The 24,445-nt window shown below is 63.4% G+C and carries 22 protein-coding genes and 1 pseudogene; 14 read left to right on the forward strand and 9 right to left on the reverse strand.

Annotation, left to right across the window (positions count from 1 at the left end; all coding sequences use genetic code 11):
- Positions 1 to 257 precede the first annotated feature (257 nt).
- A complete protein-coding gene (locus AC1AV0_RS07340; RefSeq protein ID WP_072726867.1) occupies positions 258 to 932 on the forward strand; it encodes a hypothetical protein in 675 nt (224 codons plus the stop codon).
- Here the strand turns inward: AC1AV0_RS07340 and AC1AV0_RS07345 are convergent.
- The 3 genes from AC1AV0_RS07345 to AC1AV0_RS07355 form a co-directional block, all read right to left on the reverse strand.
- A complete protein-coding gene (locus tag AC1AV0_RS07345; protein ID WP_094725420.1) occupies positions 929 to 1,423 on the reverse strand; it encodes a GNAT family N-acetyltransferase in 495 nt (164 codons plus the stop codon). The two genes, AC1AV0_RS07340 and AC1AV0_RS07345, sit on opposite strands and share 4 nt — an antisense overlap.
- Before the next feature lie 36 nt (positions 1,424 to 1,459).
- Positions 1,460 to 2,299 (reverse strand): YwiC-like family protein, encoded by an 840-nt coding sequence (locus AC1AV0_RS07350; RefSeq protein ID WP_476572603.1) that lies wholly within the window; start codon positions 2,297 to 2,299, stop codon positions 1,460 to 1,462.
- 127 nt (positions 2,300 to 2,426) lie between these two features.
- The gene (locus AC1AV0_RS07355; RefSeq protein WP_476572606.1) at positions 2,427 to 3,074 is read right to left on the reverse strand and encodes an alpha/beta hydrolase; all 648 of its coding nucleotides are present in this window, start codon (positions 3,072 to 3,074) and stop codon (positions 2,427 to 2,429) included.
- Positions 3,075 to 3,675: 601 nt separating this feature from the next.
- Here AC1AV0_RS07355 and AC1AV0_RS07360 point away from each other — a divergent pair.
- The 11 genes from AC1AV0_RS07360 to AC1AV0_RS07410 all read left to right on the forward strand — a co-directional run bounded on the left by AC1AV0_RS07360 (position 3,676) and on the right by AC1AV0_RS07410 (position 16,070).
- Positions 3,676 to 4,332 (forward strand): amino acid ABC transporter permease, encoded by a 657-nt coding sequence (locus tag AC1AV0_RS07360; protein ID WP_476572608.1) that lies wholly within the window; start codon positions 3,676 to 3,678, stop codon positions 4,330 to 4,332.
- Positions 4,319 to 4,993: an amino acid ABC transporter permease gene (locus AC1AV0_RS07365; protein WP_476572610.1), complete on the forward strand. Its 675-nt coding sequence runs from the start codon at positions 4,319 to 4,321 to the stop codon at positions 4,991 to 4,993. Before AC1AV0_RS07360 ends, AC1AV0_RS07365 begins: the two co-directional genes overlap by 14 nt.
- On the forward strand, positions 4,986 to 5,828 hold the full coding sequence (locus AC1AV0_RS07370) for an amino acid ABC transporter ATP-binding protein (RefSeq protein WP_476572613.1): 843 nt from the start codon (positions 4,986 to 4,988) through the stop codon (positions 5,826 to 5,828). The genes AC1AV0_RS07365 and AC1AV0_RS07370 overlap by 8 nt, the downstream gene beginning before the upstream one ends.
- A 141-nt stretch (positions 5,829 to 5,969) precedes the next feature.
- A complete protein-coding gene (locus AC1AV0_RS07375; protein ID WP_476572615.1) occupies positions 5,970 to 6,866 on the forward strand; it encodes a cysteine ABC transporter substrate-binding protein in 897 nt (298 codons plus the stop codon).
- Between the two features lie 338 nt (positions 6,867 to 7,204).
- Positions 7,205 to 8,443 carry a trans-sulfuration enzyme family protein gene (locus AC1AV0_RS07380; RefSeq protein ID WP_476572617.1) on the forward strand — a complete coding sequence of 413 codons (1,239 nt, stop codon included), beginning with the start codon at positions 7,205 to 7,207 and terminating at the stop codon, positions 8,441 to 8,443.
- A 389-nt stretch (positions 8,444 to 8,832) separates the two neighbouring features.
- Complete coding sequence (locus tag AC1AV0_RS07385) at positions 8,833 to 10,455, forward strand: ABC transporter substrate-binding protein (protein WP_476572619.1); 1,623 nt, start codon at positions 8,833 to 8,835, stop codon at positions 10,453 to 10,455.
- A 6-nt stretch (positions 10,456 to 10,461) separates the two neighbouring features.
- On the forward strand, positions 10,462 to 11,472 hold the full coding sequence (locus tag AC1AV0_RS07390; RefSeq protein ID WP_476572621.1) for an ABC transporter permease: 1,011 nt from the start codon (positions 10,462 to 10,464) through the stop codon (positions 11,470 to 11,472).
- Positions 11,469 to 12,452 (forward strand): ABC transporter permease, encoded by a 984-nt coding sequence (locus AC1AV0_RS07395; protein ID WP_476572623.1) that lies wholly within the window; start codon positions 11,469 to 11,471, stop codon positions 12,450 to 12,452. The genes AC1AV0_RS07390 and AC1AV0_RS07395 overlap by 4 nt, the downstream gene beginning before the upstream one ends.
- 1 nt (position 12,453) lies before the next feature.
- On the forward strand, positions 12,454 to 14,034 hold the full coding sequence (locus AC1AV0_RS07400; protein ID WP_476572625.1) for an ABC transporter ATP-binding protein: 1,581 nt from the start codon (positions 12,454 to 12,456) through the stop codon (positions 14,032 to 14,034).
- Positions 14,035 to 14,102: 68 nt separating this feature from the next.
- Positions 14,103 to 14,993 carry a peptidase C39 family protein gene (locus tag AC1AV0_RS07405; RefSeq protein ID WP_476572627.1) on the forward strand — a complete coding sequence of 297 codons (891 nt, stop codon included), beginning with the start codon at positions 14,103 to 14,105 and terminating at the stop codon, positions 14,991 to 14,993.
- Between the two features lie 180 nt (positions 14,994 to 15,173).
- Positions 15,174 to 16,070 carry an SPFH domain-containing protein gene (locus tag AC1AV0_RS07410; RefSeq protein ID WP_476572964.1) on the forward strand — a complete coding sequence of 299 codons (897 nt, stop codon included), beginning with the start codon at positions 15,174 to 15,176 and terminating at the stop codon, positions 16,068 to 16,070.
- 244 nt (positions 16,071 to 16,314) lie between these two features.
- Here AC1AV0_RS07410 and AC1AV0_RS07415 read toward each other — a convergent pair.
- From AC1AV0_RS07415 to murI, 3 genes and pseudogenes are all read right to left on the reverse strand, one after another.
- A pseudogene (locus AC1AV0_RS07415) lies at positions 16,315 to 17,617 on the reverse strand (O-acetylhomoserine aminocarboxypropyltransferase/cysteine synthase family protein).
- 143 nt (positions 17,618 to 17,760) lie between these two features.
- The gene (locus AC1AV0_RS07420) at positions 17,761 to 18,609 is read right to left on the reverse strand and encodes a patatin-like phospholipase family protein (RefSeq protein ID WP_476572629.1); all 849 of its coding nucleotides are present in this window, start codon (positions 18,607 to 18,609) and stop codon (positions 17,761 to 17,763) included.
- Between the two features lie 125 nt (positions 18,610 to 18,734).
- On the reverse strand, positions 18,735 to 19,514 hold the full coding sequence (gene murI / locus AC1AV0_RS07425) for a glutamate racemase (RefSeq protein WP_476572631.1): 780 nt from the start codon (positions 19,512 to 19,514) through the stop codon (positions 18,735 to 18,737).
- 81 nt (positions 19,515 to 19,595) lie between these two features.
- Between murI and AC1AV0_RS07430 the strand changes: the two genes are divergently transcribed.
- Complete coding sequence (locus tag AC1AV0_RS07430) at positions 19,596 to 20,564, forward strand: diaminopimelate epimerase (protein WP_476572633.1); 969 nt, start codon at positions 19,596 to 19,598, stop codon at positions 20,562 to 20,564.
- Between the two features lie 24 nt (positions 20,565 to 20,588).
- Here AC1AV0_RS07430 and AC1AV0_RS07435 read toward each other — a convergent pair whose 3' ends face one another.
- Complete coding sequence (locus AC1AV0_RS07435) at positions 20,589 to 21,233, reverse strand: vitamin K epoxide reductase family protein (RefSeq protein WP_476572636.1); 645 nt, start codon at positions 21,231 to 21,233, stop codon at positions 20,589 to 20,591.
- Between the two features lie 230 nt (positions 21,234 to 21,463).
- On the opposite strand from AC1AV0_RS07435, the gene AC1AV0_RS07440 reads away from it, so the two are divergent.
- Entirely contained in the window at positions 21,464 to 22,348 is an 885-nt protein-coding gene (locus tag AC1AV0_RS07440) for a PHP domain-containing protein (RefSeq protein WP_476572638.1), read from the forward strand.
- A 34-nt stretch (positions 22,349 to 22,382) separates the two neighbouring features.
- Here AC1AV0_RS07440 and AC1AV0_RS07445 read toward each other — a convergent pair whose 3' ends face one another.
- A complete protein-coding gene (locus AC1AV0_RS07445; protein WP_476572640.1) occupies positions 22,383 to 22,607 on the reverse strand; it encodes a DUF3107 domain-containing protein in 225 nt (74 codons plus the stop codon).
- Positions 22,608 to 22,736: 129 nt separating this feature from the next.
- Entirely contained in the window at positions 22,737 to 24,329 is a 1,593-nt protein-coding gene (locus tag AC1AV0_RS07450; RefSeq protein ID WP_476572642.1) for a phosphotransferase, read from the reverse strand.
- Positions 24,330 to 24,445 lie beyond the last annotated feature (116 nt).

Here is a 24,445-nt window from a genome sequence, read left to right on the forward strand (position 1 = left end):
ATAAGGCAAGCATCCCCGCGAACGACGCGGGCCGCGCGGGATTTCGCGCTCATTATTTATGACGAACGGAATCCAATTTCGCGCTCAAACATTACGACGAACGTCGATGGCGATATCTGTTGCTTAAAATTCGCTAAGCTACATTTATCGAGTTAAATGTAGCTTAGCTCGCGAGGCAACGCCGGATATCGGCGGTATGATGCGGATTATTCCTATTACGCGTAGACGTGTGTTTTGAAGTGCTGTGGGGAGGGATGATGGCGAAACCGGTTGTGTATACCGACTTTGATGGGGTGCTGAATGCTTTTCCGGATGACAAGGTGTTGCGTCGCGGAGGGCAGGCGCATCTGGATTGGCTGAAGGACGGCGACCCGCGCAAAACGCTGTACGACGTGGGTAATGCGTTCCTTCTGGATCGAACAAGACGAGTGCCGACTCCTATGGGCAAGTTTCGGGTTCGCTGGTCGGATGAGCTGACCGATGCGCTGCACGCAATGGCCTCGGAGGGGAATATCGAGCTGAATTGGCTGTCGACGTGGCAGCCGTTCACGGCTGCACTGAATGAAACCTTGGGTTGGGATCCGGAAATCGTCGACACGGTGACTTGGTATGACCCGGTTTCCGGTCAGGGACGTCTCACTGGCAAACGCGGAACGGTGTTTCGCCGAGTTGAGGCTGAACGCCAGTCCGATGGTCCCGCGCCAATCGTCTGGATCGATGATGAAGAATGCTATGACAGTGTGGCGATGCAGTTGGAATCGTTAAACCCGACGGCACCGGTGTTGATGGTCCGTCCCGATGACCGTATCGGCATCTCACGCAGGCAATGGCGGTTGATTGAGCGCTTTGTCGATGATCCGGCGTCATTCGATCCGGTCACACTCGATGAGGAGCCGACGCTGCACAACCGTTCCGGACACATCGGCTTCTAGAACGTCAGGCGCATTTGGTGCCAGGTTACGTTGCCGTGGGTGGAGTCGGAGACGCCTTCGTCGAGGAAGCCGAATTGGGCGTAGAAGCCGATGAGGGGTTCCTTGCAGGTGAGAACCAGTCCGCGGCGGCCGGCAGCGCTGGCGTCGGCGATGACCTGGCGCATCACGGTGCCGGCGTGGCCCTGATGCTGGTATTGGGGCGCGGTGTCCACGCCGAAGATCATCTGCCATGCGCCATGCGGATCATGCAGCGTCGCATCCTCATACATGTCGTCAGTCAGGTCGGGGCTGTCCGTGGCGAATCCGTTGATGAATGAGATGATGTCTCCGCCCTGCCCATCCTCCGTCAGCAGCCAGAAAAAGTCGGGGTAAACTTCCAGTCGGGCGTGAAGTCCTTCTTTGGTCGCGGCTTCGGCGGCGGGGAAGCAAGCCATCTCCACGGCGGCGATGGCATCAAGGTCGGCAAGCGAGGCATGACGAATCGTAGGCATGGTCCCAATTATGGGACGGGATATCGTCATCCAGCGCTAGATCGCCAGCCATGGCACGGACATGATGATCGTCGCGAAGGTCAGCAGACTGGCGAACAGCTCGATCAGTCCGGGAACAATCGGTTTGAGCGTGCGTTTGTTGGCGATCAGCGGCAGCGCCACAGCGCGGGCCAGCAACACCAGCGCGGTGCCGCCGAGCGCGGGGGATAACACGAAACCGCCGATGACCATCCCCACATGCCATGTGATCGACGCGACGAGATACGGCACACTGCCGCGCTCGCGAATCATCGTTTTGACGAACAGCACCGACCCGAACTGCGTCACGGCGAACAGAAGCGCTGCAAGAACGCCGATGCGCGGGAACGGTGGATACACGTTCGTAAGATACTGCTCCAGCGGCGCTCCCTCGGACATCGGCATCACACCGGCCACGACATCCGCACCGAACGACGCGGTGACCACGGCCATCGCGCACGCGGCGACGATCGCCACCCCATTGCCCCACAAAGTCCGCTCCTGCCTACGCCATGCGGCCAGCATCGACAGCGCGAGCAGTACCACATACAGCGGCGCCCATATCAGCACGTGCGGATGCATCACCACGAATGGCACGCCCAGCACCACCAGCACCGCGCCATACACCAACGCCGGCAGACGGTAGCGTTTGCGGAACCGCGACTTCACCCACCGGGCGGCGGTGAACTGCGTGCAATAGCACAGCAGCCACAAGCCCAAAAGCCACAGATTCGTGGGATTGGCGCCGGTGAGCGCGATTCCCGCGATGGCGGGCAGCAGCGCCATCGCCCAAGCGCCGGGCTGGTCGGGAATCCATAGGCGGACGGATGTGCGGTGGGAAGCGGCAGATTGAGACATGATTGCCATCATAGAGGAGCGGGCGCGCAAAGACCAGAGCTTGGGATGAGATGCCTCGACTACGCTCGGCATGACGATGAGGTGCGCTCGGCATGACGGTGGGCACGGCGGGAGCGCGGCGGCGGGACTACCAGATCGTTGGTCGTACGGCGCCGATTCGTTCCAGGAATTTTGCCACATCGCGCATCTCATCCATGCAGATACCGTGCGCCACACCGGGATAGACGTGCTCGTCCAGCGTGCCGTGCCCGCCCCAGAAGTCGGACATGGCCGCGACCTCGTCGCCTGAGAAAATCGGGTCGAGCGCGCCGCGCCCGTAGAATACCGGCGGTTTCGACTCGGCCAAGGTTTCGTCGCCCGGCAGCGCGCCCGGCGCGAGCCATCCGGAGAAGGCGACCGCGGCCATATAGCGCGACGGATTCAGCCTCAGCATGTGCGCCGCCAGCAGTCCGCCCTGCGAGAAGCCCATCATCACTACCTTGCGGTCGGCGGGGATATGCTCGGCGACCCACCGATCCACCGCCTCGGCCGCCTGCAAGGCCTGACGGTCGAGCGACTCGCCCTCCGGCGCGCCCTCATGCGCCCACTCGCCAAACCACGTGTATCCCATGCCGTACGCGATCGGCGCGCGCAACGACGCATAATCCGCGCCCCGCGCGCAGTAGTTCAGCAGATCGGGCAGATCCCGCTCGTCGGCACCCCACCCGTGCAGCACGACGAACACAGGGGTTTGGACGGAATCATGCAGTGAGGTGATCGCGGTGGTGACTTCCATAATGCCTCTTTCGTTCGGGGAACGGACGTCTCATACTGTGGGCAGTGTTTACCACCAATCTAGCGGTATTTCAGTAGCCTGAGATTACACGGTTGCGTCGCCATACGTGGGGCCGAAACGTCGTGGACCATGTCGTACGGCGTGGTGGTGGAGTCCCGCTCCTCACGTCGCCATACGCGGGGACTGAGGAGCCGTGGGCCAGCCGCATTCGTGCGGCACGCAGTCCGGCATCCGCACGCGGCATGCTGGGGCGCGGCATGCCGGGCGCGACAGGAACGCGGCGCAAACGCGGTTGCACGGTCTATAAGCAACGCCTATAGCCACGCCGCCGCAAACCCTGCGTGCGCCACGTACTATGACTTTCGCGTATGCGGGCATATGCCTGCTTCGCATAGGGCATAACGCGCAGGCGTGTGTCACAATAAAGCGACTTGCCACGGCGGGCGAACACGGGCGGGCGAGCACACACACGCCGGAACGGCCGCCCGTCACACGGGCGGGGCCCCGCGCCAAGCCGGTCGCCGCGCCGATACGCAAGACGGCCGAACGTGACGCCACACGGACCAACGAGAGATAGAGACCAGGAAAGGAGCCAACGCCCATGTTCGATTGGACATTCGTCGAGCGTTACGCGCCCTTCTTCGTCTCCGGCACCCTGATGACGCTGTTCATCTCCGTATTCGGCATCCTGCTCGCCATCGCGGTCGGCCTGGTCTGCGCCGGCATCGACACCGCGCGCATCCCGGTCGCGCGCCAGATCGTGCGCGTCTACATCGAGCTCAGCCGCAACACCCCGCTGCTGGTGCAGCTCTACTTCCTCTACTTCGGCCTGCCGAAACTGGGCATCGTCTGGTCCGCCGAAACCTGCGCCATCGTGGGGCTCGGTTTCCTCGGCGGCTCCTATATGGCCGAAGCCATCCGCGGCGGCCTCGAAGCCGTGCCCGACGTGCAGCGCGAGACCGCGTATGTGCTGGGCCTGAACCCCATGCAGTCGCTCACCCGCGTGGTGCTGCCGCAAGCCGTCTCCACCGCCGTACCGGGCGTGGTCGCCAACGTGATCTTCCTCATCAAGGAATCCTCCGTCGTCTCCGCCATCGCGCTCGCCGATGTGATGTATATGGCCAAAGACCTGATCGGCATGTACTACAGCACCTACGAATCGCTGTTCATGCTCGTCGTGGCCTACCTGGTCATCCTGCTTCCGATTTCGCTGTTCGGCACCTGGCTCGAAAGGAGGTTCGACTATGCAAAGCGCTGAGATCCTCCTGCAGCCGGGTGTGTTCCCGCGACTGCTGCAAGGCCTGTGGGTCACCGTGTGGATCGCGGGCGTCTCCGTGGGCGCGTCCGTTCCCGTCGGCCTGCTGGTCGGCTGGCTGATGACGCTGCGCAATCCGCTCGTGCGCGCCGTCATGCGCGTGTACCTCGATTTCATCCGCATCATGCCGCAGCTCGCCCTGCTGTTCCTCGCCTACTACGGTTTCGCCCGCTGGTTCGACTGGAATCTCGACGCGACCGGCGCCTGCGTGCTCGTGTTCGTGCTGTGGGGCGGCGCCGAGCTGGGCGACCTCGTGCGCGGCGCGCTCACCTCGATTCCCAAGGCGCAGTACGAGTCCGCGTATGTGTTGGGATTGAGCCCGTGGCAGACCTTCGTTCGCGTGATTCTGCCGCAGGCCGTGCGTCGCATGCTGCCCGCGTCGGTGAACCTCGCCACCCGCATCGTCAAAACCACGTCTTTGGCCGTGCTGCTCGGCGTGGTGGAGGTCATCAAGGTGGGTCAGCAGATCATCGACGTGAACCGCTTCCAATACCCCGACGGCACGCTGTGGGTGTATGGCGCGATCTTCTTCATGTATTTCATCGTGTGCTGGCCGCTGTCGATCGTGGCCCGCAGGCTCGAAAAGAGGTGGGCCAATGGCTGACGCAACCAAGACCAACGCGACCGCGATCCAGTCGGACGCCGGTGCCGAGGCTCCGGCCGCGCTGACCCTGACCGGTCTGACCAAGCAGTACGCCAACGCCGACCATCCGGTGCTCGACGGCATCTCGCTCAGCGTGCCGAAAGGACAGGTGCTGGTGGTCGTCGGCCCGTCCGGATCGGGCAAATCGACCCTGCTGCGCACCATCGCCGGGCTCGAGCCGATCCAAGGCGGCACCATCGCGCTGGACGATCAGATCATCGAAACCGGCAAACCCGGCAGCGAGAAATCCGGACGCTCCGACCGCGGCAGCGAACTGCGCACGCGCATCGGCATGGTGTTCCAAAGCTACGACCTGTTCCCGAACAAAACCGTGCTCGGCAACCTCACCCTCGCCCCGACCATCGTGCTCAAACGCGACAAGGCCGAGGTGGAAGCCGAAGCCGTGCGGTTGCTCGAACGCGTCGGACTGGCCGACCGTAAGGACGCATGGCCCCACGAACTGTCCGGCGGACAGCGCCAGCGCGTGGCCATCTGTCGCGCGTTGATCCTGCATCCGGAAGTGCTGCTCTTCGACGAGGTGACCGCCGCGCTCGACCCGGAGATGGTGCGCGAGGTGCTCGACGTGATCCTCGACCTTGCGAAGCAGGGGCAGACCATGCTGATCGTCACGCACGAGATGCGGTTCGCCCGCGCCATCGCCGACCACGTCGTGCTGCTGGAGGACGGAGCGATCGTCGAACAATCCGACGATCCGGAGTGTTTCTTCACCCAGCCGCGAACCGAGCGGGCACGGCAGTTCCTGCGCACCTTCGAATTCGAACGCGCGGAACACTGACCGGCCGCCCGGCCCGGCGGTAACGGGTGCACAACAATCGCGACACAATCGCACGTCATACTTGTCGGAAGAGACGCCCCAAGCGTCGCCTCCGCATACCTACTTACCCCTCAACAACCACACCCAAGAGAAGGAGATGCCATGAACGCATCATTGACCAAACCATTCAAAGCCCTGCTCGCCGCCTCGGCCGCGCTGATCATGGCGGGCTCGCTCGCCGCCTGCGGTCCGTCCGCCGGCACGCCGAGCGACAGCGCCTCCGACGACGCTTCGGCCACGACCTCCGCGACCGCGCGCACGCTTGACGAGATCAAGGAGTCCGGCGTGCTCAAGATCGCCGTGTTCTCCGACAAGGCGCCGTTCGGCTACGTGGATGCCGACGGCAACTACGCCGGATATGACGTGGTGTTCGCCGAACGTCTCGCCGAAGACCTCGGCGTCGAACCCGAATACACCTCCGTGGACGCCGCCGCCCGCGTGGACGTGCTGACCTCCAACAAGGTGGACGTGGTGCTCGCCAACTTCACCGTCACCGACGAGCGCGCCGAGAAGGTCGACTTCGCCGACCCGTACATGAAGGTCTCGCTCGGCATCGTCTCGCCCGAATCCGCCGTGATCTCGGACGTGAGCGAGCTGGACGGCAAAACCCTGATCGTGGTCAAGGGCACCACCGCCGAAACCTACTTCGAGGAGAACTATCCGAACGTGACCCTGCAGAAGTACGACCAGTACGCCGACGCCTACAACGCGCTGCTCGACGGCCGCGGCGACGCCTTCTCCACCGACAACACCGAGGTGCTCGCCTGGGCCAAGTCCAATGAGGGCTTCACCGTGGGCGTGACCAGCCTGGGCGACGTGGACACCATCGCGCCCGCCGTGCAGAAGGGCAACACGGAGCTGCTCGACTTCATCAACGACGAGATCGCCTCGCTCGCCGATGAGAACTTCTTCCACAACGACTATGAGGAGACCCTCCAGCCGGTCTACGGCGACGAGGTGGATCCCGACGACATCGTCGTGGAGGGCGGCCAGGTCTGATTGGCCCCTTCGCACGGGCCTCTTTCTTGAGTGTTTCCGTGCGACCCTAGTTTAGGGTGCGAAACGCACATGAAAAGCATATGAAATGGCGTGATTCCTTGGAATCACGCCATTTTGTTATGTGAGGCCATGTGTGGTTTTCGGGTGGATGGAGTGAGGTTCCGTGCGAAAAGGTCGCACGAAGCGTCGGGTGTCGGTCGTCCGTGCGACCACCGCTTGAACCCTCCATAAGCAACCCATATAGCCACGCCGGCCTGCACGCCGAAATTCGTTGTTATGGTGAAACCACTCTCGCGCGGAAGGGGTCTGCGCGAACAATCACCAACAAAGGGGGTGCCATGGCACGTTTCAACACACAGCTGGTTCATGGACTGCCGGTGAACGACAACACCACCGGAGCCGTCAATCCGCCGATCTACAACTCCACGACCTACGCTTTCGAATCGGTCGACGCCATGCCCCGCTATGATTACGCGCGCAGCGGCAACCCCACACGCGACTTCCTCGAACGCCAGATCGCCCAACTCGAGCACGGCACACGAGGATTCGCCTTCGCCTCCGGCCTGGCCGCCATCCACGCCGTGCTATCCATCTTCGCTCCCGGCGATCGCATCGTCGTGGGGCGCAACATCTACGGCGGCACCTATTCGCTGTTCCACGAGTATTTCACCCGATGGGGGCTGATCGTCGACCAGGTGGACACCCGCGACGCCGAAGCGCTGGAACGCGCGGTCGCCGGAGATCCGACGAACGGAGTCACGCCCGCGAAGGCCGTGTATTTCGAGGTGCTCACCAATCCGCTGCTTGAGATCAACGATGTGCGGCGGATCGCCGACATCGCCCACCATTACGACGCGCTGGCGATCGTCGACAACACATTCGTGACCCCGTACCTGCAGAAGCCGCTCGATTTGGGCGCGGACGTGGTCATCCATTCCGCCACCAAATATCTGGCCGGCCATTCCGACGTGAACGCCGGCTTGGCAGTGGTCAACAACGAAGCGCTCGGCAACCGACTGTACTTCGCGCTCAACCGGCTGGGCGGCGTGCTCGCACCCGCGGAATGCGACGCCGTGCGCCGCGGCATCCAGACCCTCGCGCTGCGTATGGAACGCCAGCAGGAGAATGCGCTCGCCATCGCCGAATATCTGCTGGCCCACCCGCTGGTGAGTGCGGTGCATTACCCGGGACTGCCGTCCGATGATGGGCGAGACCTCGCCGATTACGGGCTCCGCGGCGCGGGTGGGGTGTTGAGCTTCGAAGTTGTAGATGGCGTCGATCCCGGCGACGTGCTCGACAACCTCACCGTATTCCGTCTCGCCGTCAGCCTCGGCGCGGTGGAAAGCCTCGCCGAATACCCCGCGCGCATGACGCATTTCGAACTGCCCCGCGAGGAACGTCTCAAAGTCGGCATCACCGACGAGCTGATCCGTCTGGCCGTGGGCATCGAGGACAAACGCGACCTGATCGAGGATCTGGACCAGGCGTTCGCCATCGCCAACGAGCGACTGGTCGCGCGGCACGAGGGCAAGGGAGCGGAAGTGCCCGTCCCGCTCTACGAGGATATGCTCGTCTGACCGGACGTTCCTGACTGGCCCCTGACCGGACGTTCCTGATCGGACGTTCTTAATCGGACATCTCTAACCGGTCGACCTCGACCCGGCCGGCATGCCATTGGCGTATGCCGAGACAATGACGAGACAACGCCGAGACGAACGGATGCGCCCGAACATCCCCAACCGTGAGCATCCGTTATACCTATAAGCTATCGAAGGCTGTAAAACGTTGAAATTCCAACGTTTTTCTACAAATTTACAGTTTGGTCAACCATAGCCCCACACACTATGGTTGCAATGGACGGCCGTGATGCCGACATGTGAATCACATGCGCTTCGCATCACGGATCTTGGGGAGATTCGCGCATACGCCAGCCGTCGCCACCACAACACAAAGAAGGGAAATCATCGTGACATCTCACGGCATCGTGAAAACCATCATCACACCGCTGGCGGCCACATGCGCCTTGGCTTTGGCTCTGGGCGGCTGCAGCTCGGCCTCCACGGCGGCGAACGCGACGGCGTCCGAATCCAGCGGCGAGGCGCTGAGCAGCCTCACCGTGGCATCCGCCTCGGAAGTGAGCACGCTGAGCGTGAACCAAGAGGCCGGCAGCGCCAACTACCAGCTCGCCGCCCTCTACCAGGAAGGCCTCACCGGCGTGGACGAGAACGGCGAAGTGATTCCCGCGCTCGCCGAAAAGTGGGAATCCGACGACAACACGGTATGGGTGTTCACCCTGCGCCAAGGCGTCAAACTGCACGATGGCAGCACCCTGACCGCCGATGACGTGCTGGATTCCATCAATGTGGCCCGCGACCCGCAGCAGTCTCCGGGACTGTCCGTGTACTGGCCGGATTACGTCAGCAGCGTCGAGAAAACCGCGGACGACCAGATCACCATCACCTTGACCGGTCCGCATGCGGATTTCCCGACGCAGGTGTCCAACGTCGCCGGCCTGTTCGTCACCTCGAAGCAGTTCCATGACGAAGCGGGCGACGATTACGGCTCTGCCAAGAGCCTCATCGTGGGCACCGGCCCGTATCAGGTCACCGAATTCGATCCGTCCAGCCACGTCACGCTGGAGAAGTTCGCGGACTACTGGGGCGAGAACGACGGGCCCGACACCGTGCGGGTCGATTTCATCACCGAGGACTCCACCCGCCAGCTCGCCTTCCAAGACGGACAGGTGGACGCCTCCTTCAACGTTCCCGTGACCAGCGTGGACCAGTGGCAGACCAATGGCGCCACCGTCACCCCGTATCCGGACCGCTCCTATTACGGTCTGACCTTCGACCAGAGCGTCGAGCCGTTCGACGACCCCCATGTGCGCGCGGCCGTGGCCCATGCGTTGGATAAGGAGGGCGTGGTCGAAGGCATCCTCAAAGGGTATGGCGAAGTGGCTACCGGTATCGATTCTCCGGAACAGCTCGCCGGATGGACCGACAACGACGTGGACAAGGCCCGCGCCGCCGTCACGGACCTCGGCACCTCCGACTACGACCTCGACGCCGCGCGTGACGAACTGAGCCAGTCGTCGCATCCGGATGGCTTCGAAACCACACTGACCTATCCGACGGGATACCCCGCGGTGGGGCAGGCGTCGCTGGCGCTCGCCGAAAGCCTTGAGGAGATCGGCGTGACGCTTGAGGTCAAGGAGATTCCGCTCGAGCAGTGGCTGAGCGAGGTCGGCAACGGCGAACAGGGTGTGGCCTGGATGATCTACAATCCCACCACCCCGCAGCCCAACGAAATCACCTCCTGGCTGTTGGCGGCCGGCGGCACCGGCACCAATCCGGCCAATTGGGATGATGCGGATGTGGCGGCGCAAACCGACCAGGTGGGCTCGCTCGACAGCAACGCGGATAAGCTCGAATTGGTGCTTGACGCCACCCGCACCGCACTCGAGCAGAACATCTACGCCCCGGCATGGTGGGGTGAGGCCGCGGTCGCCACCAGGCAGGGCGTGTCGCTTAACGACGTGGGCACCTATTGGCTGGGCACCAATTGGGCCGCCGATTTCGTCACGCAGTGAGGCATCGTGAACTGGTTGACGTTTCTCGCCAAACGACTGGGCAATCTCATCCTGCTGTTGGTCGTGCTGTCCATGGTGACGTTTGGCCTGCTGTACTTGACCGGCAGCGATCCGGCGCGCGCTCTGGCCGGCGCGAAAAACGTGAGCGCGCAACAGCTTGAGGCAATCCGTGCTCAGTACCATCTGGACGAACCGGTATGGCAGCAGTATCTGCGTTGGCTGGGCGACATGCTGCGCGGAGACCTTGGCGTGTCCATCCGCACGCATCTGCCGGTCTCCCAGATGATCGGCCAACGCATCGGCGTGACCCTCGCCCTTGCGGTGATGGCGCTGGCCATTGCGCTGGCCATCGGCCTGCCATTGGGTGTGGTCGCGGCGAAGCGCAGCGGCCGCTGGCCGGACCGGCTGATCACGGTGCTGGCGGTGGTGGGGCTGGCCGCACCCAGCTTCGCGGTGGGGCTGTTGCTGCTGTATGTGCTGTCGGTCAGACTCGGCTGGTTCCCGATCTACGGGTTGGGAGACGGCACCGTGGCGGATACGATACGCCACCTGCTGCTGCCCTCGATCACCCTGTCCGTGGGTCTTGTGGCTTCGGTTGAAAAGATAGCGCGGGCCGCTCTGGTCAAGCAGGTCGATTCCGATTACACGCTGTTCGCCCGTTCGCGCGGGGTCGGCGCCGTCCGCGTGACGTTGGGGCAGCTACGCAACGCGTCGCTGCCGATCGTCACCTCGTCCGGATTGCTGATCGCCACGCTGGTGTCCGGGACGGTGATCGTCGAAACGGTGTTTTCGGTCGGCGGTGTGGGCACGCTGCTGCAGGAATCGGTGACGTTCAAGGATATCCCCACGGTGCAGGCGATCACGCTGATTCTCGCCGCCGTGATCTGCACGATTACGGCGATCGTGGACGCGTGCGCGACTCTTCTGGATCCCAGATTGCGTGGGCGCATGGGCGACCACGCCAGACAGCCAGGACTTCGTTCCCAACTGAAGCGGAAAGCGACGGTGACGACATGACGGTGACGAGCATTCCTACCGGCCTCGATAGGCGAGGGCGTATCGGACGTTGGCTGCGCCGCGGCTACCGGCATGTGAACCCGGGCGATGACGCGACCCGTGCGGTCGTTTCGTGTTCGAGCGACGTGACATCCTATGAGACGAAGCCCAACCGGCGTGTTTCGATCTGGCGTCGGGCGATACGTGAGCTGCCGCTTGTGTTGTCGTTCGCGGTGTTGGCGCTTGTGGCGCTGCTCAGCGTCGTTCCGGCGCTCAGCAGCGGCGCGTTGGACCAGGACATCATGCTCTCCTCCGCCGCGCCGGGTGTCGAAGGGCATGTGTGGGGCACCGACGCTTTGGGCCGGGATGTGTTCAAACTGACTTTGGCCGGTGCCCGCACGGCCATTGCGGGACCTGTGGTCATCGCCTGCGGCGCCATGGCGTTGGGGCTGTTTTTCGGACTGCTTGCGGCATGGTGCGGCGGTTGGGTGGACTGGGTGATCTCCCGTACGGTCGAATTGATGCTGTCCATGCCCACGCTGCTGTTGGCCATTGTGGTCGCCGGCGTGATCGGCGGCGGGTATTGGACGAATGTGATGGTGTTCATCCTGTTGTTCGCTCCGTATGAGATTCGTCTGGTGCGTTCCGGCGCGCTGTCTCATATCCATGACGCATTTCTTGATGCGGCCCGCCTGCTGCAGTTGGGCTCCGCGCGTATCCTGATCCGTCATCTCTTTCCGGTGATTCGTCCGCTGGTCGGCGCCGCGCTGTTTCTGGACATGAGCAACGCTCTGGTTTCGCTTTCGTCGCTGTCGTTCCTCGGCCTCGGCGTCTCGCCGCAATCCAACGACTGGGGTCGCCAGCTGTCGGACGCCCGGAACCTGCTGTTCAACAATCCCGCCGCGGCCATCGCGCCCGGAGTGGCCATCATATTGGTTTCGGTGGCGTTGAATGTGGTGGGCGACTGGATTACCGAACGATTCGGACGAGGGGAGCGCTGAGATGTGCGAAAACGAACGGACGGTCGCACTTGAGGTGCGCAATCTGAACGTGAGCATCGGAGGGGTGCCGGTGGTGCGTGGCGTCGATATGGATGTGCCGCAGGATGCCACGGTGGCCGTGGTCGGCGCGTCCGGCTCTGGCAAATCCATCACCGTCAAGGCGGTATCGGGCCTTCTTCCGGCATCCGCCGTCGTCAGTGGCGAATGCAAGCTGTTCGGCGAGCCGATTGAACTTTCCGGCTCTCAGAAGGCATGGCGCGGCGTGCGTGGACGCACGGTGGTGTGGCTGCCGCAGGATTCCTTCTCCTCGCTCGATCCGTTGAAGCGCTGCGGGCCACAGGTTATGGACGGTTCGCGCTTGCCGAGGAACGAGCGTAGACGGCAGGCCGAACGCTTGCTGGCCGACGTCGGTCTTGGTCGTGAGGTGTTCGACGCGTACCCTCACGAACTATCCGGCGGCATGAGGCAGCGCGTGGCCATCGCGGCGGCTCTGGCCGCCCAGCCGCGGATGATGATCGCCGATGAGCCGACCACCGCGCTTGACGCGCAGACGCAGGGCGAGGTGTTGGATCTGCTGGAATCCTTGCGCGCACGGCATCATATGACCTTGCTGCTGATCACCCATGATCTCGCCCTCGCCGCCGAACACGCGGATCGACTCGTCGTCTTCCACGACGGGCGCGTCGTGGAGGCGGGCGAACGCGACCGGATCCTCCACCATCCGCAATCCGAGTACACCCGCGAGTTGTTGGAGGCTCGCGCCCGACTGCGCAACGACGCCGCCGCGCCCGCGACCGGCGATGCGCTGCGCGTCGACCATGTGAGCAAATGGTACGCGGGGAAAGCCGAACCGGCGGCGCGTGACGTCAGCATCACCGTACGTCGCGGGGAGATCGTCGGACTGGTCGGCGAATCGGGTTCCGGCAAATCCACCATAGCGCGGTGCGTGGTGGGTTTGGAAAGCCCTGATAAGGGCGCGGTGCGGTTCATCGATGGCGACGGCGATGAGCGGGCGTGGTCGAGGGAACGCGCGCAACTGGTGTTCCAGAACCCGTACGAATCGTTGAATCCCACAATGACGGTGCGCGCCACTTTGGCGGAGGCGTTGCGCGTCTCGCACAAAAACGCCGGAGATGACGCCGTGCGCGCGCTGGCGAAACAGGTGGGTGTGGAGGCGCATCTGCTGGATCGCAAGCCGGGCACTCTGTCGGGCGGGCAATGCCAGCGCGTCGCCATCGCGCGGGCCCTGGCACCGGATCCGACGGTGCTGGTCGCCGACGAGGCGGTCACGGCGCTTGACGCCAATATCCAGACGCATGTGTTGGAGACGCTGCTGGAACTGCGGAAACGACTGGGATTATCGATATTGTTCATCTCCCATGATCTGAACACCATCAGACGGGTGTCGGACCGCGTGTATGTGATGCGCGGCGGCGTCGTTCTCGAATCCGGCACCACCGATGAGGTGATGGAATATCCCCAGGCCGACTACACCCGCGCCCTCATCGCCGCCATGCCCCGCGGATTGGACGATGCCTCACGGAGCACAACCGGGCGCGACGAGACGGGAGACGCGCGATGAGCGGCGTGCGATACGCATCGGAATATATACCTCAGGGATGTGATTGCGTTCAGGTGGATGGCATAGCGGTGCCGGAGCCGACGCGGCAGGCCTTGGCCCGCGCCCAGGGCGCATTGCGGCGCACCGTGTACGCGGCGGCGGACGAACAAGGCAGGGTAGCCGCGCTGCTGGAATACCATCGGCCCCATACCGCGTCATGCACGCTGTCGGCGTTGTCTGGGGACGGCGAATTGGCGGCGGGACTATTGGACTTCGCCGAACGCAAGTCGCATGCTTCGGGGAGCGTTGACGTGCGGCACGATGCCAGCGCGGATATCGGCGAGCATCGGCATCGGCAAGCCTACGCGCGGCATTACCGACAGACCACGGAATTCACCTGCGGGCCGGTGGCGGTGCTCAACGCGCTGCATCGCCGAGGCGTCGTTCCCGGCATCGACAGGGAGGCGGAATTGCGTGTATGGCGGGAGGCGACGCTGGTGCTGGCCTGTGATCCCTATGGGCTCGCCGTGGCGGCGTCCAGACGCGGCATAACGCCGGTCGCCGAGGTTTCGACGGACGATCCGGTGCTTGACCCCTCGGACCGCATCGGCATCATCGACCCGTTGCTGGCCGTCGACGCCCAACGCGATTTCCAACGACAGGCGCACGAGGCGGGCATCACGGTGAACGTCCGGCCGTTCAACGCCCAAGACATCGCCCGATATGTGAGGCAGGGCCATATCGTCGTCGTGCTGATCGACGAGCAACCCATGCATGGCGAGCATTGCCCGCACTGGGTGACGGTGACCGGATGGCGTGAGGACGAAGCCGGCGACGTGCTGCTGATCGACGATCCCTGGACCGACGAGGCGTATGGGGAGACCGCCGTGGACGGCTACCAGCTGGCCGTCCGCCTGGCGGATGCCGATACGATGATCCGCTACGGCAAGCAGCCCAAGCAGGCGATGCTGGTGTTCTGAACCACAGCCCATCCGGCTCGCACTCGCGTCGGTGTCGCCATATGTGTACAGCGGCTCTATGAAGTTTGACGGCATGAAGCGCGTTGCTACGATGACGTATCAGGAGGGCCGGCGACGATTGCCGATCCGAATCGCAAAAGAAGGAGTCCTAGTATGAGCGCAGCGGCTGCAGGTGTCGTTATGGGATGGATGGTCGGCATCATCATCGCGGTATTGATTGTGGTGCTGCTGTTCGCGGCGATTTTCATCGTGCCGCAACAGCAGGCGTACATCATCGAACGATTCGGCAAACTGCATAAGGTGCAGTTCGCCGGCATCCATGTCCGCATTCCGTTCGTGGACCGCATCGCCATGAAGACGAATATGCGCGTCAACCAGCTCAACGTGCAGCTGGAGACCAAAACACTCGACAACGTGTTCGTCACCGTCGTGGCGTCCACACAGTTCCGCGTCAACGCGCAGAACGTGGCCACCGCATACTACGAACTGCGCGATCCGGCCGGCCAGCTGCGCTCCTATATGGAAGACGCGCTGCGTTCCGCCATTCCCGCGCTCACCCTCGACGACGCCTTCGCCCGCAAGGACGATGTGGCCTCCGACGTGCAGAAAACCGTAGGACAGGAGATGGCACGCTTCGGCTTCACCGTGGTGAAAACCCTGATCACCACCATCGACCCCAGCCAGCAAGTCAAGAACGCGATGGACTCCATCAACGCCGCCCAGCGCGAGAAGGAGGCCACCCGCCAGCGCGCCGAGGCCCAGCGCATCCAGATCGAAACGCAGGCCGCCGCCGAAGCGGAGAAAACCCGCCTGCAGGGCGAGGGCCAGGCCAACTACCGCCGCGAAATCGCCAACGGTATCGTCGACCAGATCAAGAGTCTGCAAGCCGTGGGCATGAACATCACCGACGTGAACAATGTGGTGCTGTTCAACCAGTATCTCGACGTGATGCGCTCGCTGTCCGAGTCGGAAAATGCCAAAACCGTGGTGCTGCCGGCCTCCACGCCCGGCGGCTACCAGGATCTCTACGAGCAGATCACCAAGGCCATGCTCACCGCGAACCAGAGCGTCGAATAGATAAATAGACAAATAAATAGGTTCGTAGGCTCATAGCCAGACGTTTGTATGCGATCGGCCGGATACATTCACAACGGGTGTATCCGGCCGATCGCATACAAACGCCTAATAGTGTTTCTACAGGCTTTGCAGCGTTCGCGAAGCCAGTTCCGCCAAGAGAACGGCGCCGCTGCCCAACGCATCGAGCCGCGGATGGAATGTGGGTCCATGCATTGGCTTGTCGCCATTGCCGACACCGATGCCGCTATGCGTCGTATGCCCCGTCGATCGTCTGGATCAGGTCGGCGATGAGATCGTCGACGTCTTCCAGTCCGATGGATAGGCGGATGAGATTGTCGGTGACGCCGGCGGCCAGACGGTATCGTTCGGGCACCTCGCGGTGGGTGATGCGGGCCGGGTCGACGATAAGCGAACGCGCGTCACCGATATTGGGAATGTAGGTGAACAGGCGCGTGCCGTCGAGAATGCGCCGCACGTTCTCATCATCGCCGTCCACGGTGAAGGACAGCACGCCGCCCACGCCGTTCGGGTAGTATTTCTCGCGCAGGTCGTCCTGCGGATCGTCCCCGAAGCCGGGATAATTCACCGAAAGCACATGCGGGGTGGAAGCCAGCCGCTTGGCGATGGCCGTGGCGGAGACGACCTGCTGGCTGACGCGCTGGGGGAGCGTTTCCAATCCCACCAAAGACAGATACGCGTTGAACGGGCTGGCGACCGCGCCGAAAGTGCGCAGATATTTGATGCGGACGCGCTTGCTGAACGCCTCCTTGCCGAACGCGCCGGCGAAGCTTGTCCACTCGCCATTGCGTTCGTCGCTGACGACGAGTTCGTCCCGGGTGAACTGCGGGAATCGCCCGTTGCTCCAATCGAAGCGACCTGCGTCGATGACGACGCCTCCGACGGCGTTGCCATGACCGGTGATGCCTTTGGTGGTGGAATGCACCACGATATCCGCGCCGAATTCGATCGGTCGGAACAGGTAGGGCGTGGGCACGGTGTTGTCGACGATCAGGGGAATGCCGTGATCGTGCGCGAGCCGCGCAAGAGCTTCGATATCGGTGATTCGAATGGATGGATTGGAAACGGATTCCGTGAAGATGCATCGTGTGTCGTCGGTGATCGCCGCTTCGACTTCGTCAAGATCGTTGATGTCGTGGACGAAATCCGTTGTGACGCCGAAATTGGGGAAAAAGGTCTCCATCGCGTCGACCGAGGCGCCGTACAGGTCGGTGGGGGGCGATGATGCGTCCGCCTCCCTCGGCCGCGCACAGCAGCGCGAACGACACCGCGGCCATGCCGGACGCCACCGCCACCGCTGAGACGCCGCCTTCCAAAGCGGCCAAACGTCGTTCCAACACGTCGACGGTGGGATTCGCCACACGCGAATAGGAGAATCCTTCGACCGTCCCCGCAGACAAGGCATCGCCGTGCGCCGCGTTGGACATGTCGAAAGCCGCCGTGGCGTAGATGGGCGTGCTCGCCGCATGGAGATGGTCATCCGTGCTGTATCCGCCGTGCACGGCCGTCGTCCGCAATGCCTTTGTCACATCGGTCTCCCTGTGTCGCGCCGCGTGGTGGTGTGATGATGCGGCTCAGCAGGGAATCTACCATCGAACGCGAGGGAACACACAAGCCCCGATATAACGGAAATCTATGGGCGCTTCTTAATCCGTGCGTTCGTCTTGCCGCATCAGGCGCGCAGGAACTCCTCAATCTTCTCGGCCGCGGCGTATCCGGCGCGGTACATGCGCTCCAGCCCTTCGAAGCTTTTGCTCAGGGTGCTCAGGCCGTAGAGGTCTTCGGGTGCCACGATCAGCACACGGCCTTCCTTTTCGTACTCCTTGGCCAACGCCACCTCGTCGTTGTAGATGCGGTAGCGGTCGCGCAGCTTCTCGGCCGCGGCCGGATAGAAGCGTTCCAGAATCTTCGCCGGAGCGAGATCCTTCTTCTGCTCGCGGACCTCATCCCTCAGGCGAGAGAGGATCACCACCACACGCTCATAGCCGTCGTCCAACGCCTTTTGAACGGGAACGGGGTCGGCGATGCCGCCGTCGAAATAGGGCACGCCGTCGATCACATACGGCTCGCAGGCCACCGGCACGGCCGACGAGGCTTTGATCACATCGAAATCGTCGTACCGCACGCGGGACTTGTCGAAATACATGGTCGAACCGTCCTCGGCGTTGCATGCCACCACCGTGAATCGGGTCGGATTCGCCGCGAATGTCTCGTAATCCACGGGATATTCGCCGTCGTGGTTGCTTAACGTGCTGTAGATGTAGTCGAGGTTCGCGAAGTTGTGGTTCTTCACGAAGCTGTTCATGCTCGCGTATTCCTTGCGGAAGGCATACTCCGTGTAGAACTTGTGGTTGCGCCCGGACTGGCGCGCGATATACGAGGTCATATTGGCCGCTCCCGCGGACACCCCATAGCAGTGGTCGAAGTCGATGCCGGCCTCCAGCAGCCGATCCATAACCCCGCATCCGAAAATCGCGCGGAATCCGCCGCCCACATCGATCAGCGCGGTGCCCTTGGCCATGACATCCTCTTTTCCCTCAAAGACTGGTCATCCACGAGATTACGCGCGTATCGCGGACAAATCCGCGCCGTCTCGCCTCAGAGCGCAAAAAATCTTCTCGATCTTCTTTACGGTCGTGCGGCGGTTCAGGCGGCCTCCAGCAGCGACTTCGCCAACGCGGCGACGCGGCTGTCCGGATCGGAGTTGGCGAGGTCGACCGAACCGCTTTGCGACTCGGGCGCGAGATGCCCCAACGATTCCAGCACCACCGACAGATGCCGCACGGTGCCTTCGTTGCCGTCGATGATCGCGGCGGAATCGGGCAGCAATTCGCGGAAATAATCGCGGTAGAACACAAAATGCGTGCATCCCAGCACCACCGCATCGATGGAGGCCAAATCGTATCGGTCGAAGTAGCGGTGCAGCGTATCCATCACCACGTCATGGTCGCCCAATCCGCCGGATTCCACAATCTCGACCAGATCGGGGCAGGGTTCGGGGAAAATCGTATGGTCGGCGGTGAAGCGTTCCATCAGCGCTGCGAATTTGCGTTCTCGCAACGTCAGGGGAGTGGCGGCGACGATCACGCGCTGGCGCCGCCCCCGCCCGCGGTCGCAGGCGACCTTCAACGCGGGCTCCATACCGATGATGGGAATGCTGTAATGCTCGCGCAGCTCGTTAACCGAAGCGGAGGTGGCGGTGTTGCAGGCGATGACCACGGCCTTGGCGCCCTGCCGCACGAAGCGCTCCACGATGGCGAAGCTTAATTCGCGCACCTGATCCGGCGTTTTGGTACCGTACGGGGCGTTGGCGGAATCGCCGAAATAGAGCACGCGCTCGTGGGGCAGCTCGCGGCGCAGCTCGCGCGCCACGGAGATACCGCCCAATCCCGAATCGAATACGCCGATCGGCGCCGTCGAAGCCATCGCAACCTCCTTGCCAAACGCTTCCAGACTACACCGTCGCATGCGGATGCGCCGGCATGATATGCGGGTATGCTGAGGCGTATGACCATTCCTACCCATGTGACCAAAGCCCACGCCACGGGCAATGATTTCGTCGTCTATGCCGATCCCTCCGGCGAATTCGAGCCGGCCGCGGACGAGGTGCGTTTTCTCTGCGACCGCCATCGCGGCATCGGCGGCGATGGATTGATCCGTTTGGCCCACCCCGAATCGGTGTCGGACCTCGACGACGCGCAGCGCGCGGCATGTGAGGCGGCGGGTGCCGTGTGGTTCATGGACTACCGCAACGCGGACGGCTCGCTGGCCGAGATGTGCGGCAATGGCACGCGCGCCATCACCCTGTTCGCCATGGACCGCGGTCTTGCGAACGGCAGTGAGCCCTTCCGTCTGGGTACGCGCGCCGGCGTGAAAACGCTCACCCCCTTGGGTGATGTGGAACCGTATGGGCGTGACGTACTGCGGGTGGATATGGGCGCATGGCGTATCGGCGAACTCGGCGCGTACGAGGTCTCCATCGCGCCGGCGCACGGATCGGCGCGCGGCACCTTCGTGGATATGGGCAACCCCCATGTGGTGGCGGTGACCGGTGTGGATGGGAGTCTGCGTGCCGGCGGCGTACTGACTGATGCGTTGCTGGCGGATGCGTCGGGGGCCGACCTGCTGGGCTCCACGCTGCCGGATGTGGACGATCTGGATCTGACGGTCAAACCGCAGGTCGCGCCGGTGATTGAAAGCGACCAGAACGTGGAATTCGTACGCATCGATGCCGTGAACGCCTCCGCGAACGAAGGCAAGGCCAGCATGCGCGTGCACGAGCGCGGCTGCGGCGAGACGCTGTCCTGCGGCACCGGTCTGTGCGCCACCGCGATCACCCTGCGCGCGCTCACCGGCATCGACCATTGGGATATCACCGTGCGCGGCGGCGTGCTGCGCGTCGACGTGACCGACGCGAATGTGACGCTTACCGGATCGGCGACGCTGGTGGGAGATATCGCGCTGCGCCAGCGCTAGAGGCGGAGCAGACGAACGGACGGGTCAGGCGAACAGCGCCGGACCCTCCACGACGATGATCAGCACGGCCAACGCCACCACCCACAGCACGTCGATCATCAGATCGATGCCCAAACGGTAGTAGGTGCGTAAGCCCGTGGCTTTGGCGGGCAGTTTGCGCACGGCCACGGTGGCGTGGCTGAGCGCCATGAACTGGATGGTGGTGGAGAACATCAGCGTCAGGCACCACGGGCACAGGGCCTGGATCACGAACATCGACTGCGAGAACAGCCAGTAGGCGTAGGCGAGAGCGGCGAGTCCACCGAACCAGGTGCATGCGGCGAACCAGCGCGGCACTGCGATTTTCGCCATGCCGATCACCGCGACGGTGACGAACACCGATTCGGCGGCGATGCCGAAGAAGGCGTTCGGATAGCTCAATCCACCGAATTTGACGATTTCCGCCTGCCAGGATTGCGCGACCGCGGAGCAGGAGACCACGCTGTTGACGTCGCAGCCCAATGTGGATTCGGGATGGCGCGCCAACTGCAGGGTTTCGGCCGCCAACACGAACGAGGCGCCCAACGCCACCGCGGAGGCGACCAACATGACCAGATAGGTCCACCATGCGCTATGCCGCCATCCAATCAGCGGGCGCTCCTCGATGGTGACGTTCTCGGTGCTGGTCATAGACACACTCCTTGGCTGGAAATGGAAACCCACGAATGTCTGAAATCGAAATCACTATAACGCAAGACGACCTCGGAGGGGCGTATACGCTTACAGGCTGAACCGACGCACGTGCGCGAATCACAAGAATCACATACGTACCGTCACGCGCCGCATGCGAAGCCACGTTTTTGCGCCTTCATCGCCGAAACACACCTGTTAAGGGGCGATCAGGCCTTACGATGGAGTGTATGAACCAGCCCGAACCCATGCCCGTTCCGCCGAGCGGCGGATGGGATATCCACTGCCATACCGCGTTCTCCGACGGCACGGAAAGTCCCGCGACGTTGGCGGCCGAATGCGCGCGTCTGGGATTGCACGGCATGGCCATCACCGACCATGACACCACAACAGGCTGGGATGAGGCACAACAGGCGGCGCGCGCGCATGGCCTGCGTCTGCTTCGTGGTACAGAGGTCACCGCGGTCGACGGCAGGGTCTCCGTGCATATGCTCGCCTACCAATACGATCCCGCGAATCGTCGGATCAGCGATCTGTTCGCCGACACCCGAGCCGCGCGTCTTGCGCGCACCAAACGTATGGTGGAGCTGCTTGCCGAGGATTACCCCATCGACTGGGATGCGGTGCTGGCGCAGGTCAAACAGGGGGAGCGCACCACCGTCGGCCGCCCCCATATCGCCGACGCGCTGGTGGCGGCCGGCGTGTATGGCAACCGTTCCGAAGCTTTCGCCGACGCGGTGAGCGCGAGGTCGCGTTATTACATCCCCACGCCGTCGCCGACCACGCGTGAGGTGGTGGCCGCCGTCAAAGCGGCCGGCGGCGTCGTGCTGGTCGCGCATGCGGGAGACACCAGTCGCAACCGTCATCTCCTATCGGACGAGCAGATCCGCATGCTGGCCGACGAAGGGCTGGACGGGCTGGAGGTGTGGCATCGCGGCAACCCGCCCGAACAGCGCGAACGACTGCTCGACCTGTGCCGTCGGTATGGATTGCTGATAACCGGCGGCTCCGACTGGCATGGCGCGGGCAAACCCAACGCGCTGGGGGAGAACCTCACCGACGATGAGACCGTGGAGGCCATCGTCGGCAGAGGTGTGCTGCCGCTGTTCGCGTAAAGAAAAGCGGCGGGCGCTCGCTACAGAGCGTCTGTTACAGAGCGCCGAAACCGACGGCGTGCTTGGTTTCCGAACCGATAAGCGCGTATCCCAACGCGCGTGCCGGCACCACGATGCGGCGGCCCTTGTCGTCCGTCAGGTTGATGGTGCTCTCGTTCGCCACGGCCTGCTCGATGATCTGGCTGACCTCATCGGCTCCGGCGTCGGTGCTGAAGTTCACCGGTCGTGCGACGTTCTGAATGCCCAATTCGATATCCATGGGGTTGCTCCTTTACGTTGGCCGGCAAGCCGGCGGTTTCGCGGTGTCTGTTGCCCATTATGCCGTCCAGGCACCTCAGGCTCGCGAGGTTACGCCTTCGGCGTGGACGACGCGGCCAGGTGGGCGCGGCTATTGGTTGAGTGGCATGCCGTTGTCGTCGAAGCCTTCCAATCCGGCCCGCGCGTCGCGCAACGCGCGCTCCTCGCGCTCCAGCAGAGGAATCAGCGTGGTTTCGGCATCGCGTTCCGGCGTGTCGGTATGGGGACCGGGGGTGACGGCGGCTGCGGAGACGGGCTCGCGTTCGTCGGTGCCGTCGGCCTGTTCCGCGGCGTTGGCGACCATATAGGCGCCGTCGCCGTGGATGGCGTGCTCGGCGCCGGCGATGAGCTCGTTGATGGTGATGGTCACCGACGAGTTCGGCAGGTGCTCCGCCGAAAGCTGGGGACGTGTGTCGCCTGTGGCGGAGCTGACCGCGGGTCGGTCGGCGGTCGAATCGTCGTCGACCGGGGTGACGGGGCGGTTCGCCGTGGAATCGGAGGTGTCGTCGCTTCCCTCAGCGACGGCGACGATCTGCGCGGATCCGGTGCGGTCGGGATCGTTGGTGTCGTCGGAAGGCTCATGCCCTTGGTCGGCGGCTTGTGCGCGGGTGTCCTGCGCCGCGCGGCGTTCGGACTCGTTGAGCAGGGTGCCGACGGTGATGGTGGACGGCGATTGCGCGCCGGCAGGATTCGCGCCGCCGTTCGGCCTCGCCGGGGCCTGCGTCGCATTGCCACTGGGCGTGAGCACGCCAAGCTGATGGGCGAGACGTTCCACCTGCGCCTTGAACTGCAGAATGCGGCCGTTGTCCGCGCGGTTGAGCGCTTGGATGAATTCGCCCACCTGCTCCATCTGCAGCCAGAGGTTGGCGCGCAGCATGATCAAATCGTCGAGACGGGAACCCATCATGCGTCCGTATGCGGCGAGCACGGCGTTGCGATGCTCGTCGTTGAGTTTGAGGAACACCCACGCCAGATCTCGCGCAGGATCGTTCACCTGCATGTCCTGCCAGTTGGTGACCGCGGTGATGGTCGAACCGGAGAACAGCACGTCGCCGTCCGAGAATCCGCCATGTACGGTGCAGGTGGAGAACGACCACAGGCCTTCGGTTTCGATGATGCGCGCCCAGCTGTTCGTGATTTCGGAAGGCACATGGCCGGCGGCGCGCAGGCGCTTGATCCACGCGGTCAGCTGTGAGCGGATCTGGCCGGTGGTGAACACCGGGTATTTCGCCTCAGTGAGGAAATCTGGCCGCAGTCGGTGGATCGCGCCGATGGCGGTGCCCATACTGGCGCAATCATCCAGCGTGAGCAGATCTAAGCTGCGGGCCTGCCCCTCGCAGTGGGGGGTAAGCATCACCGCGGTGGATTCCGTGGGGCCGTTCGGCTCCTCCCCGGAGGCGAAGGCGATCACACGGTCCAGAGCGAATCCCAATCCGCCGGGGTCGCGCGCGTCGGCAAGTGTGCGGGCCGCGCGCACGCGGGAGGCGAGGCGTTTGCGACCCGCCTCGGTGTCGGTGGCGTACACGTCGTACAGTTTGCCCGAAGCGTCCTGCAGCACCGCCTGGTCGATGCCCGCGGCCTCGTCCGTGGCGCTGACGGTCATGTTGTCGCGCACGCCGGAGACGGCGATATTCGGGCAGAGCGCGGAGGTCAGCGCGGCCAACTTAAACTTGCTACGTTTCATCACAGTTCCACACTAATACAAGCGGGCGCGCAAATCTCGCCGTCCGGCATATCTCGAAACGCCGTGTGTCGCTTGAATCGCCGCTGAAGCCCGTCCATGGGGCGGACCGGCATAGG

The sequence above is a fragment of the Bifidobacterium sp. LH_558 genome (assembly GCF_056356295.1).